Raw genomic sequence first — 12,759 nt, forward strand, 5'->3', positions numbered from 1 at the left:
TTTTAGATATGAATATTCCTGATAAAAACAAACTTTTTCCTTTAGCGAACTATAAACGACTCTGTTTTCTTAAAAATAGTATTAAACATCTAAATATTGTAGTGGGTGATTATACGTATTATGATGATTTTGGAGACGTTGCTAATTTTGAGAAGAACGTTAAATACCATTTCGATTTTATAGGTGATAAACTAATTATAGGTAAATTTTGTATGATTGCTTCTGATGTTACCTTTATAATGAATGGAGCCAATCATTTAACAAATGCAATATCTTCATACCCGTTTGCTATTTTTGGTGGTGATTGGCAACATGCTATGGATAATAAATCGTATCCTACTAAAGGAGATACAATAATTGGGAATGACGTTTGGTTAGGTTATAATGTTACAATAATGCCTGGAGTACAAATAGGTGATGGGGTAATTATAGCTAGTAACACAACAGTTACAAAAGATGTGGAACCGTATTCAATTGTTGGCGGAAATCCTGGAAAACTCATTCGTAAGCGTTTTTCTGACGCTGAAATTGAAAGTTTGCTTTCGCTAAAGTGGTGGGATTGGCCTATTGAAAAAATTACTGGAAATGTCGAAAAACTAACAGGAAATAAGCTTGATGAATTAAAGTAATAGGTGAAGATGTCTATATTAATCTAACTGCTCAGTCAATTCTTTGAAAACTTTTTTTACATTCCCATTTTCATAGAGCACGTTGTACACTGCATCGATTATAGGAGTTTTCGCTTTTTTCTTAAATTTTGATTTAATAGTGAAAGCGCTTTTTGCAGCATAATAACCCTCAGCGATCATTTTCATTTCCATTTGAGCACTTTTTACAGTGTACCCTTTACCTATCATAGTGCCAAACATTCTATTTCGACTAAACGTAGAATATCCCGTAACTAGTAAGTCGCCCAAATATGCAGAGTTATTAATATTACGTTTCATTTTATGTACACGTTTAATATAGCGTCCCATTTCACGAATGGCATTACTCATTAAAACACTTTGAAAATTATCACCGTAGCCAAGTCCGTGAAAGATACCAGCGGCCAAAGCATAAATATTTTTAAGCATAGCGGCATATTCAGTACCAATAATATCATCAGATACTTTCGTTTTTATATAGTCAGATGAAAGATTATTGGCTACAATTTTAGCTTTTTCTTCATCAGCACAAGCAATAGTTAAGTAGGAGAGTCGCTCCATGGCTACCTCTTCAGCATGGCACGGACCCGTAATTACACCTATGTTCTCAAATGGAATATCATATTTTTTATTAAAGTGCTCACCGACGATTAATCCTGTTTCGGGTACTATACCTTTAATAGCAGAGAAAATAATTTTGTTTTGTAATGAAACCTCTAAGTTTTTCATCTCTGGACCTAAAAAGGCAGATGGAATCGCAAATATTAATAGATCAGCATTTTTAATTACTGTATTAATATTATCCGTTAATTGAAGTTTATTAGTATCAAATGTAACCGAAGTAAGATAGTTAGGGTTGTGCTTATGTTGTTTTATATAGTCAATAGCTTCTGTATTACGCATATACCAACCAACTTTAGATTGATTTTCGCATAACATTTTTATTATAGCAGTCGCCCAACTTCCACCTCCTAAAACAGCAAAATTCATTTTATACTAATTAATCGAATTATTAGAAATCAAAAGTAATCAAAATCGCTGGCTTCATATTTATTCGATGAACGACATAACTTTGTTAAAAAAACGATGAAATACCTAAAATTTTAACAGGGTTTGCCGTTCATCGAGCAATGAAAATAGGAACACCTGCGTTATTATCTCAGACAAATGTAAACAAAAGCAAATGTCGCTAAGAACATAATAAATACGCGCTTTAAGCGCAATTTATAACAATTTTTTGGTTGGTTATTTAGTTAGAAATCGCCTTGAGTATGGTACTCAAGGCGTTTTTTTTATTCCTTCTCCAATACTAAGGTTTGTATTTGGTTATTACCGTCAGTTGACTGCCATTTTTGTAATTTATTCTTGTTTTCAATGTAAATCCATGTCTTGGATAAATCAGAATTATTGTCATCTATAGTGACGAAATTATCGGTAGTAGACCACTCAAAAGGTGTTTGGTCTAAGGATGAAATTCCTAAAAGTGAATAGTTTAGGTTTTTAGTTCCCGTACCATTTCTATCAAAAGTGATGGTACCTATATTTTCAACGGACATTCCTTCTTCACCAGGAGTTTGGCGGTCAAAGTTTTTAACATTCCAATTCCCTACTAATCGATGAGAGCAAGAAGTCGCTATTAATAAAGCCGTTATGCAAATTGTGTAAATTGATTTAATATTCATCATAGATTATTTTGACACATAATACAGCCAAATCTGGTGTTTTATTAGCTTAATTGGTTTAAATACTAGCCCATTTAAAATTTCAGGTATTTAGAGTCGTTTTTGGAATATTCTAGATGGACAAACCTTCATTTATGTCCTCATATACAGGCCATCAAGATAATAAAGTGTATTTTTGCCCGCTTAAATTCATTGCAGTATGAAGAAGTATCTTAATTTGTTCGACTTTAAGCAGAAAGTAGATTATAAGACTGAAATTCTTTCAGGTCTTACAGTTGCATTGGCATTGGTGCCAGAAGCGATTGCCTTTGCGTTAATTCCTGGATTTTCTCCGTTAACAGGCTTATATGCAGCATTTATACTTTGTTTAATTACGGCTATTTTTGGCGGTAGACCTGGAATGATATCTGGTGCAACTGGAGCCGTGGCAGTAATTTTTGTTGGGCTAATCCTCGAGTTGAAACGAAATTTTCCGGGAATAGAACCAGAGACAATTTTAAATTACGTTTTTGCAACGGTTATTATAGCAGGTCTATTACAGATTTTAGCTGGGTTTTTAAGACTGGGTAAATTCATTCGTTTAGTGCCGCACCCCGTAATGTTTGGATTTGTAAACGGTTTGGCTATTATAATCTTCATGGCGCAGTTTCCTAACTTTTATGTGAAAGGAACAGATAGTCTTTTAAGTGCTACGCCCATGATAATAATGTTAGGTTTAACAATACTTACTATGGTAATTATTTGGGGTTTGCCAAAGTTAACCAAAGCTATTCCTTCCTCTTTAGTAGCTATTATAGTTGTTTCTGCAATAGTAATTGGTTTTGGAGTTGATACGCTTACAGTTGCAGATACGATGGGTGAAGGAGAAAGTATTAAAGGGGGGTTCCCACCTTTATCTATTCCACAAATACCATTTACATTAGAGACTTTTAAAATCATTTTCCCGTATGCCGCAATTGTTGCTGGTGTTGGTTTAATTGAAAGTTTATTAACGCTAAACATAATAGACGAAATAACCGATACACGTGGTAGTGGTAATAAAGAATGTGTAGCACAAGGTACTGCCAATATTTTATCAGGATTCTTATCAGGTATGGGCGGTTGCGCTATGATTGGTCAAAGTTTAATTAATACTTCATCGGGTGCAAGAGCTCGACTTTCTGGAATAACGGCTGCGGTTATGCTTCTAGTTTTTATTATGTTTGGATCAAGCCTTATTGAACGTTTACCAATGGCAGCATTGGTTGGTTTAATGTTTATGGTGGCCATTGGAACTTTTGAATGGGCAAGCTTTAAGACTTTTGGAAAAATGCCCAAATCGGATGTTATTGTAATGGTTCTAGTTACTTTGATTACGGCAATTACACATAATTTAGCAGTAGCTGTTTTACTAGGGGTAATTATTTCAGCCTTGGCTTATTCTTGGGAGAATGCAAAGCGCATACGCGCAAGAAAGCATGTTGATGAAAACGGTGTAAAGCATTATGAAATATATGGCCCATTATTCTTTGGTTCAACAACACTTTTTGCTGAGAAGTTTGAAATACAAGAAGATCCTGAAGAGATAATAATTGACTTTAAAGAAAGTAGAATTGCTGATATGTCTGGTATAGAAGCATTAAATAAGATTACTGAACGATATGCAAAGGCAGGTAAGAAAGTTCATTTACGACATTTAAGTAAAGATTGTATTCGTCTCTTAAAAAATGCTGATGATATAATCGTTGTTAATGTTTTAGAAGATCCAACTTATAAAGTGGCAGTAGATAGCGTTGGTGCAAAATAAAAAGTAAAGCGACTAAATAACATAAAAAAAGCTCCCTTTCAAAAGATAAGGAGCTTTTTAAATTTATCAAATAAATTTTATTTATCTCTAAGAAACTCTGCAACTGCACGAGCATCTTCTTCACTTAAATTCTGATTCAACATAACAGCATTGTTATATTCTTTTAAAAGGGCCTTAGCAATTGGGTCTTCTTTCAACATCACATCAGGGTTAAGAATCATGTTCATTACCCATTCTGGACTCCTTCTTTCATACACACCCGATAATGCAGGACCAATCATTCTTTTGTCTAATGCATGGCAAGCAATACAAATTGTATTAAAAGTTTGAGCTCCTTTCGCTGCTAAATCTGCATCAACTGCATCATCAAATGAAACAGACTTAATTGGCCCAACACCTTTATTGTCTAAATCAACAGGTACACCTTCTTCTACTTCAGCTGCCTTTGACTCCGTTTTTTTTCGGTTTATTTCAAAACCTTCCTTTTCTTCTTTCTTTTCTTTTCCGCCACAACTGACCATTAAACCGCCAAGAGCTAGTACAAATAGAAATTTTTTCATCTATGTTTAATTTTTGTGCTGAAACTAGTTCAGTATTTGAGTTAATTTAAGCCACTAATATAATGAATCACCCCATTTAAACTACTTTTTCAAGGAATTTTATGGCTCTTTTTTCTGTATATGTTATATTGTTTTTGCCGTAAAACCCAACATGACCACCGTATTTAGGGGTTTCTAAATATAAATTTGGATTTTCCTTTGCCTCTTTATATGGATAGCAACTTGGCCCTAAAAATGAATCGTTTTTTGCATTTATTATCAACGAAGGGACTTTAATATTTGGCAGAAATTGTAGACAATTACTTTTATCGTAATAATCTAATGCATTTTTAAAGTTATGAGCTCTACTAGTATATATGTCATCAAAATCTTTAAGCGTTTTTATAGCTCTAACATCCTTATTAGTTATATCATCGGGAAATCGCGCTACCTTATATACTAGTTTATCAGTTAGGTGTCTCTTAAAACGAATTGCATAAGCTCTATTTTTTAATTTTAAGAGCTGATCAGAAGAGTTATGTAAATCGCAGGGAACTGAAATGCCAACAACTCCTTTAATTTCCTTGGGAAGTTCTCTATTTTCACCTACATATTTCATCGCCATATTTCCGCCAAGGCTAACTCCTTTTATGCAGATGCTAGAATATGATTTGTTAATTAATATATGCTGTACTACGGCATCTAAATCTTCTGTTGCACCCGAATGATAAGCTCTAAATAATCGATTGGTTTCACCACTACAACCTCTAAAATTTACTGCACATGCATCGTATCCTACACTATTAAATGCTTTGGCGCTACCTGTTATGTAAGGTCGTTGACCATGTCCTTCTAGCCCATGAAGTAAAATAATTACCTTATCAGATTTAGAATTAGAATAACTCCAATCTAGATCTAAAAAGTCAGAATCTGGCAATTCAATTCTTTCTCTTTTTTGCTCAAAATCGTCTATTTTTCGAAATAATCCATTATAAATGGTCGAAAAGTGGCCATTTTTAAACAAAAAAGGAGGATTATAGGTTGATTCTAAAATGGGCATTTTAGACTAGTTTTAAATAAAATTTATAAACTACTTTGGATAATTTTCTAAGATTTTATATTGGTCTTCAATGGCCGCTTTAAACTCTGATTTTAACTTGGCTACCAGATCTGTTATAGGCAAAGTACTCTCTATCATAGTTGCACCTTGACCTGCAGACCAAATAGTTTTCCAAGCTTTTGCTTCGGTATCCAATTCTTTTCCAAAATCGATTTTAGTATCCTTTTTAAGATCTTCATCTGTAAGTCCAGCTGCTTTTAAGCTTTTTCCTAAAAAGTTTGCATGAACTCCAGATACTGCTGCCGTATAAACTACATCGCCAGCACCTGCATCAATAACCATTTCCCTATATTCTTCAGGAGCCATGCTTTCCGCTGTATTAATAAAACGCGTACCCATATAGGCTACATCTGCACCCATTTGTAAGGCTGAAGCTATATCGCGACCCGTACTAATACATCCTGATAAAATAATAGTTTTCTTAAAGAATTTTTTGATTTCCGCAACTAAAGACATTGGGTTGATAGTGCCTCCATGGCCACCAGCCCCTGCTGCAACTAAAATTAATCCATCAACGCCGGCCTCTTGAGCTTTTTCCGCATGACGCTTTTTTATAATGTCATGAAAAACTAACCCGCCATAACTATGTATAGCATCAACAACCATAGATACCGCTCCCAAAGAGGTTATGACTATTGGAACTTTATGTTTTATACAGAGTTTAATATCAGCTTCTAAACGAGGATTGGTTGGATGCACAATTAAATTTACACCATAAGGTGCTGCTTTTTTGCCTGTTTCCTCTTCAAATTTCTGTAACGAAGTTTTGATTTCTATAAGCCATTCTTCAAAACCTTCACTAGTTCTTTGATTGAGTGCTGGGAAGGTGCCGACAATACCATTTTTACAACATTCTATAACCAATTTAGGACCGGAAATTAAAAACATGGGTGCTGCAATCACCGGTAAGGAGAGGTCTTTTATAAAAGTGGGTTTCTGACTCATTATTAAGTTTTTTTAAACAATTAATTAATGTACTTAAATTCTGTTGTTTTTCAAAACTATACTATTTTTGTCATTCCTATGCATGCATAATAAAAATAAAATATAAAGAATGTATTTAAAAGATTTTGAAGTTCGATGGAGTGACGTTGATGCAAACAGGCATTTAGCTAATAGTGCATATATAAATTATATGAGTCATACGCGTATGGCATTTCTTTTAGAATTGGGTATAAATCAAAAAAACCTTGCTATACATAATATAGGTCCAGTAGTTTTTTATGAACACATGTATTATTTTAAAGAAGTTTTACCTGGAAAACCTATAAAAGTTTCTTTAGAAGTTATGGGAATGAGTGAGGATGGTAAATTCTTTGAATTTCATCATAATTTTTACGATGCTAAGGGTAGAAATGTAGCACATTGCGAAATGATGGGGGCTTGGATAAGTCTTGAAACGAGAAATCTAATTGGTTTGCCTGATGATTTTCTAGCTTTGTTTAATAAAGTTGAGCGTCCAGAAGGTTTTCGCGTATTGACCAAAGAAAATACACGTAAATATGCTAAGGTGCCGATAGATATTGAGCTTTAGAAATTAAAGTAAAAATCTTCGCTCTCTTGTTTGAAATTATGCTTGTTTTTTAGGTCCAAGAGGTTTTCTACTTGCCAAATATACTCCTAAGAGTACCAAGGATGCAGCCATTATCTTTAAAGTTGTTAGGGAGTCTTTCCCAGTTATAGTGGCAAATAGAATGCCAATAAGTGGTTGTACATAAACAAATGCGCTAAGCGTTGATGCTTTTAATTGTGTAAGTGCAAAAATATTGAATAGATAAGTGCAAAATGTAGTTCCAAGAACTACGTAAACAATACTCCAAATTGCGTTGGCAGGTAGGTTAGAGAAGTTTAGTTCTGTAAATTCCTGATAACCGAAAGGCAGGCAAATAATAATACCTAGAGTAAAAAGCCATTTCATAAATGTAAAGGGATGGTATTTAGCAAGTAATGGTTTAACTGTAATTAAATATGCGCCGTAAAAAACAGAATTCATTAAGATAAAGAAATTTCCTAATGGAATGTTTGGTGCATCTTGTCGACTTTCTGTACTAAAGAAAATTAGTCCTAAAGCACCAATTAACCCGGTTGCGATTCCAATAATTTTCCGGGTTGATACTTTTTCTTTAATTAATAAAGCGGATAGAATTAATACGATTATTGGTGTGATGGTTATTAAAACGGCACTGTTAATTGGTGTTGACAATGATAAACCTTTAAAAAAGACAAGCATATTAAAGCCCATACCTAGTATGGCACATAACAACATTCGTAGATAGTCTTTTTTGTCAATCCGTTCTTTGGGACCAAAAAAAGAAATAAGCCAAAAAAGTAACGCCGCTCCTCCAACTCTAAAAATAATAAATGCAAAAGGCTGAACGTGGTTAGGCATAACCCCTTTTGCAATAGTGTGGTTTAATCCATAGATTGTTGTTGCCGCAATAGCAGCTAATATTGCTAATGTTCTTTTGCTCACGAATGAATTGTTGCTTTGGCAGCTTCAACAACTTTTTTACTATTACCTACAAAAATTTGATTATTGAATAGAATTACCGGACGACTCAAAAAGGTGTAATGTTCAAGAATTAAATTTTTATAATCGGTTTCAGTAAGTGTTTGTTCATGTAAACCTCTTTTTCGAAAAAGCATAGCTCTTCTGCTAAATAGAGCTTCATAACTACCGGCAAGGTTTTTCATTTCCTCAAGTTGTTTTTCAGTTATACTTTCCGATTTAATATTTTGGAAAATGAAATCATCCAAAGGTTCTAATTCTTTAATAATCCGTTGGCATGTTGAACAAGAGGCTAAATGGTATATTTTTTTCATTTTGAAAGAAGCTATTTATTTAAAGTATTACCCAATTTATTTCCATTTGAAATGACATAAACTGAAAATGCATTTTCATGTATTTTAGAAAAAAAATTTTAAGACTACAAAGAAACCGTTTTTAAAGTAATTGCTCTAAATTTGAGGCTAAATCATTTTCTACCATGAACAAAATTTTTGATATTACACTTAAAAGTCGTCACCGATTATATAAAGTTTTAGAAGAAACTTCGAAAGCTGACCTTTTAAAGATACCAACAAGCCATAACAATAATATCTGGTGGAATATTGCTCATGTTTTGGTTACTGAACAGTTGTTGGTTTATAAATTCAGTGGATTAGAATTGCAAATACCAGAGCATTTGGTAGATAAATTTCGAAAGGGTACTGTGCCGGATGGTACTGCTTCAGATGATGATATACAACTAGTAAAAGATTTATTGATTGCTACGGCTGAAAAGACAAAGGCAGATTATAATAAAGGGATTTTTAAAAATTATAAAGCCTATACCACTAGTGCAAATGTTACCTTAGGAAATGCAGAAGATGCTATAGCATTTAACGTTTTACATGAAGGATTGCACATAGGAGCTATAATTAGTCTTCAAAAGTTGTTGTAGCAAGTGCTTTTTTAAGCGCTCCTTTTAAATGACTTTTAGCAGATTCATAAGGAATAATAATTTCTATAGGTCCATCTGCATACGAAGCTACTTCATATTGGTTATACAGTAATTTAATTCCTTCTTTAGTGAAACCCAAATTTTCTGGCAGGTAAAATGTCTCGCCTTCGAACATAAATCCAGTTGCGTTTATAGACTTATTTTCTGCGATACCTTCAGCTTTACGGAATGCCTTTTCTGCCAAATTTTTAAAGGCTTCCTCGTCTTTAAATAACTCGTAATTTTTTAATTTTTTACCAGTTTTTTTTTCAAAATTTAAAAACCGAATCGATTCATAACCATGCGCACCACCTGAATATAAATATGACGCTAAGATTATTGTTAACATGTTTTTATCTTCATAAGATACGTCCCCTTCTATAGTGGCTTCCCATGTTTCAACTTCGTCTTGGTACAATTTTGTTATTTCCCTATGTTCCTTTTTAAAAGCCTCAATCCCTTCTTCAATAGTATAAGATTGACTATTATCAGTATCTTCAAAAAGTAGAATTGAAGTAATTTCATTTGAAATACTCGAATTGATATTTTCTGCAAGTCTAGTTTCTTCAAGAACTTGTGGAATATTAATGGAAATTTGTGGACAACCCTCGCAGTTTTCACCAGAAAATATTTGGGGAGCCAAGGTAAGTTTATCCTCATTTTTACAACCAATGAGTAAGACTAAAATTACTATGTAAATACTTGGGGTTTTCATAACTAATACATCATTGTATCCTACAAAAGATAACGATACATTTGCAACATTAATACAATTTTATGAGCCAAAAAAAATTAAAATTCAACAGTAAGACAATTCATGGTGGGCAAAAACCTGATAAGGCCTATGGGGCGGTTATGCCACCAATTTATCAAACATCAACTTTTGCCCAAACTACACCAGGCGGACATCAAGGTTTTGAATATTCGCGAAGTGGTAATCCAACGCGTACTGCACTAGAAAATTCTTTGGCTAGTATTGAAAGTGGTAATTACGGACTTGCTTTTGGGAGCGGACTTGCTGCTATGGATGCTGTAATCAAATTACTAAATCCGGGGGATGAAGTTATTTCTACTAATGATTTATATGGTGGCAGCTATCGAATTTTTAAACAAATATTCGAAAAATATGGTATAGTTTTTCATTTTGTAGCTATGCAAAATGTAAACGAAATTGAAAAGAAAATAAATTCAAAAACACGATTGATTTGGGTAGAAACACCCACCAATCCTATGATGAATATTATAGATGTTAAGGCGGTATCAAAATTGGCAAAACAGCATAAAGTGCTTTTGGCTGTTGATAATACATTTGCTACACCATATTTACAACGTCCGTTGGAAATGGGAGCTGATTTAGTTATGCATTCCGCTACAAAATATCTAGGTGGTCATTCGGATGTAGTACTAGGCGCACTAATTGTTAAGGATAAAGAATTGGCAGATCAATTATATTTTATTCAAAACGCTAGTGGTGCGGTTTGCGGACCTATGGATAGTTTTCTTGTTTTACGAGGTATTAAAACCTTGCATGTAAGAATGCAACGCCATAGTGAAAATGGTAGAGCGATAGCTGAATTTCTTCAAAATCACCCAAAAATTGAAAAAGTATATTGGCCTGGATTAGACTCACACCCAAACCATTTGGTAGCTAAAGAACAAATGAATGACTTTGGAGGAATGATTTCCTTTATACCTAAAGGAGCATCTTATGATGACGCGATTAAGATAGTGGAGCATCTAAATGTATTTACATTGGCCGAATCTCTAGGTGGTGTTGAAAGCTTAGCTGGGCATCCGGCAAGTATGACGCATGCAAGTATTCCAAAAGAAGAACGGGAAAAAAGTGGCGTTGTAGATTCGTTAATTAGGTTGAGCGTTGGAATTGAGGATGCTTCAGATTTAATCGAAGACTTAGAACAGGCGATTGGATAGATTTTTTGCATTATTTTTAAAAAAAGACACATTAAAATATAGGAATATCATAATTTTGCCGTTTAATTTTAAATTCAATAATCTAAACTTAGCATTTATTATGCTGAGTAAATTTATTTACTAGAATTTATGGACGCAAAAATGCAATCTAAAATTGATAAATTTATGGATGAGGTTAAGGTCAGAAATGGTCATGAACCTGAATTCATACAGGCAGTTCAAGAAGTTGCCGAAACAGTAATCCCCTATATAGCTCGTAAAAAAATATACAGTGGCAAAAATATTTTGTTACGTATGGTTGAGCCTGAACGTTTAATTTCATTTCGAGTTTCTTGGGTTGATGATAAAGGAGAAATTCATGTGAACCGAGGATATCGAATTCAAATGAATTCGGCCATTGGCCCATATAAAGGCGGACTCCGTTTTCACCCTTCCGTTAACGCAAGTATTCTAAAGTTTTTAGCTTTTGAGCAAGTATTTAAAAATAGTTTAACTACGCTGCCTATGGGTGGTGGTAAAGGTGGGTCTGACTTTGACCCAAAAGGTAAGTCAGACGATGAAGTTATGCGTTTTTGCCATGCTTTTATGAGCGAATTATGCAGACATATTGGGCCAAATACTGATGTGCCCGCTGGTGACATAGGAGTAGGAGCTCGCGAAATTGGTTTCTTGTTTGGAATGTATAAGAAAATGCGTAACGAATTTACTGGTGTATTAACAGGTAAAGGACTTTCGTGGGGTGGTTCTAAAATTAGACCAGAGGCTACGGGTTATGGGACTGTTTATTTTGCACAAAGTATGTTAAAGACTATCGATGAAAGTTTTAAAGATAAAACCGTTGTAATTTCAGGTTCAGGAAATGTGGCTCAATATGCAGCCGAAAAGGTGCTTGATTTGGGTGGTAAAGTAGTAACACTTTCCGATTCTGGTGGATACATACATGATAGCGATGGAATTGATAAAAAGAAACTGGCTTTTGTTATGGATTTAAAAAATAACAAAAGAGGTCGTATTTCAGAATATGCAAAGAAATATAAGTCTGCTAAATTTATTAGTGGTAAAACCCCATGGGAAGTGAATTGTGATGTGGCTTTGCCATGCGCCACTCAAAATGAATTGGATGGGAAAAACGCTAAGACATTAATTAAAAATAAATGTATTTGTGTGGCAGAGGGGGCAAATATGCCTTCAACGCCTGAAGCAATTCACGAATTTCAAAATGCGAAAATATTATTCGCGCCGGGTAAAGCATCAAATGCAGGTGGCGTTGCTACTTCTGGTTTAGAAATGTCACAGAACTCTTTACGTATTAGCTGGACTCGCGAAGAAGTTGATGAGCGATTAAAAGATATTATGGAGGATATTCATTCTTCTTGTATTGAGTTTGGTAAAGAAAAAGATGGGTATTGTAATTATGTGAAAGGAGCAAATATTGCTGGATTTGTTAAGGTGGCAGACGCAATGTTGGCGCAGGGTGTAATCTAATAAATAAAGCGCTCCTGATTTAAAGGGCAAAATTGAATATTTTGAGACCCATGGTTTATATAAAAACTATGGGTCTTTTTGATACT

At 34.1% G+C, this 12,759-nt stretch carries 14 protein-coding genes; 6 read left to right on the top strand and 8 right to left on the bottom strand.

From position 1 onward, the window contains the following. Window positions 1–8: 8 nt before the first annotated feature. Window positions 9–629, top strand: a complete 621-nt coding sequence (locus tag ABJF52_RS17260) for a CatB-related O-acetyltransferase (protein ID WP_348153140.1) — start codon at window positions 9–11, stop codon at window positions 627–629. An 18-nt stretch (window positions 630–647) separates the two neighbouring features. Here the strand turns inward: ABJF52_RS17260 and ABJF52_RS17265 are convergent, their stop codons facing one another. Together ABJF52_RS17265 and ABJF52_RS17270 are read right to left on the bottom strand one after the other, a co-directional pair. Then, entirely contained in the window at window positions 648–1,637 is a 990-nt protein-coding gene (locus ABJF52_RS17265; protein WP_348153142.1) for an NAD(P)H-dependent glycerol-3-phosphate dehydrogenase, read from the bottom strand. 302 nt (window positions 1,638–1,939) lie between these two features. Then, complete coding sequence (locus ABJF52_RS17270) at window positions 1,940–2,329, bottom strand: hypothetical protein (RefSeq protein ID WP_348153144.1); 390 nt, start codon at window positions 2,327–2,329, stop codon at window positions 1,940–1,942. Between the two features lie 199 nt (window positions 2,330–2,528). On the opposite strand from ABJF52_RS17270, the gene ABJF52_RS17275 reads away from it, so the two are divergent. Beyond that, window positions 2,529–4,115, top strand: coding sequence for a SulP family inorganic anion transporter (locus ABJF52_RS17275; protein ID WP_348153146.1), 1,587 nt, complete (start codon window positions 2,529–2,531; stop codon window positions 4,113–4,115). 77 nt (window positions 4,116–4,192) lie between these two features. On the opposite strand, the gene ABJF52_RS17280 is transcribed toward ABJF52_RS17275, so the two are convergent. The 3 genes from ABJF52_RS17280 to ABJF52_RS17290 all read right to left on the bottom strand — a co-directional run bounded on the left by ABJF52_RS17280 (window position 4,193) and on the right by ABJF52_RS17290 (window position 6,719). After that, window positions 4,193–4,675: a cytochrome c gene (locus tag ABJF52_RS17280; protein WP_348153147.1), complete on the bottom strand. Its 483-nt coding sequence runs from the start codon at window positions 4,673–4,675 to the stop codon at window positions 4,193–4,195. A 76-nt stretch (window positions 4,676–4,751) separates the two neighbouring features. Next, entirely contained in the window at window positions 4,752–5,714 is a 963-nt protein-coding gene (locus ABJF52_RS17285) for an alpha/beta fold hydrolase (RefSeq protein ID WP_348153149.1), read from the bottom strand. Between the two features lie 30 nt (window positions 5,715–5,744). Further along, window positions 5,745–6,719, bottom strand: a complete 975-nt coding sequence (locus tag ABJF52_RS17290; RefSeq protein WP_348153150.1) for a nitronate monooxygenase — start codon at window positions 6,717–6,719, stop codon at window positions 5,745–5,747. Between the two features lie 109 nt (window positions 6,720–6,828). Here ABJF52_RS17290 and ABJF52_RS17295 point away from each other — a divergent pair, with 109 nt between their 5' ends. Beyond that, window positions 6,829–7,308 (top strand): acyl-CoA thioesterase, encoded by a 480-nt coding sequence (locus tag ABJF52_RS17295; RefSeq protein ID WP_348153152.1) that lies wholly within the window; start codon window positions 6,829–6,831, stop codon window positions 7,306–7,308. A gap of 36 nt (window positions 7,309–7,344) precedes the next feature. On the opposite strand, the gene ABJF52_RS17300 is transcribed toward ABJF52_RS17295, so the two are convergent. Next, entirely contained in the window at window positions 7,345–8,247 is a 903-nt protein-coding gene (locus tag ABJF52_RS17300) for an EamA family transporter (protein ID WP_348153154.1), read from the bottom strand. Then, entirely contained in the window at window positions 8,244–8,597 is a 354-nt protein-coding gene (locus tag ABJF52_RS17305) for an ArsC/Spx/MgsR family protein (RefSeq protein ID WP_348153156.1), read from the bottom strand. The genes ABJF52_RS17300 and ABJF52_RS17305 overlap by 4 nt, the downstream gene beginning before the upstream one ends. A gap of 164 nt (window positions 8,598–8,761) precedes the next feature. Between ABJF52_RS17305 and ABJF52_RS17310 the strand changes: the two genes are divergently transcribed. After that, entirely contained in the window at window positions 8,762–9,217 is a 456-nt protein-coding gene (locus ABJF52_RS17310; RefSeq protein ID WP_348153158.1) for a DinB family protein, read from the top strand. On the opposite strand, the gene ABJF52_RS17315 is transcribed toward ABJF52_RS17310, so the two are convergent. Beyond that, on the bottom strand, window positions 9,195–9,971 hold the full coding sequence (locus ABJF52_RS17315; protein ID WP_348153160.1) for a DUF3298 domain-containing protein: 777 nt from the start codon (window positions 9,969–9,971) through the stop codon (window positions 9,195–9,197). The two genes, ABJF52_RS17310 and ABJF52_RS17315, sit on opposite strands and share 23 nt — an antisense overlap. Before the next feature lie 62 nt (window positions 9,972–10,033). On the opposite strand from ABJF52_RS17315, the gene ABJF52_RS17320 reads away from it, so the two are divergent. After that, on the top strand, window positions 10,034–11,188 hold the full coding sequence (locus ABJF52_RS17320) for a cystathionine gamma-synthase (protein ID WP_348153162.1): 1,155 nt from the start codon (window positions 10,034–10,036) through the stop codon (window positions 11,186–11,188). A gap of 141 nt (window positions 11,189–11,329) precedes the next feature. Beyond that, window positions 11,330–12,673, top strand: coding sequence for an NADP-specific glutamate dehydrogenase (gene gdhA / locus ABJF52_RS17325; RefSeq protein WP_348153231.1), 1,344 nt, complete (start codon window positions 11,330–11,332; stop codon window positions 12,671–12,673). The last annotated feature ends 86 nt before the right edge of the window (window positions 12,674–12,759 follow it).

The organism is Aurantibacter sp. (genome assembly GCF_039941195.1).
Lineage (GTDB): Bacteria > Bacteroidota > Bacteroidia > Flavobacteriales > Flavobacteriaceae > Aurantibacter_A.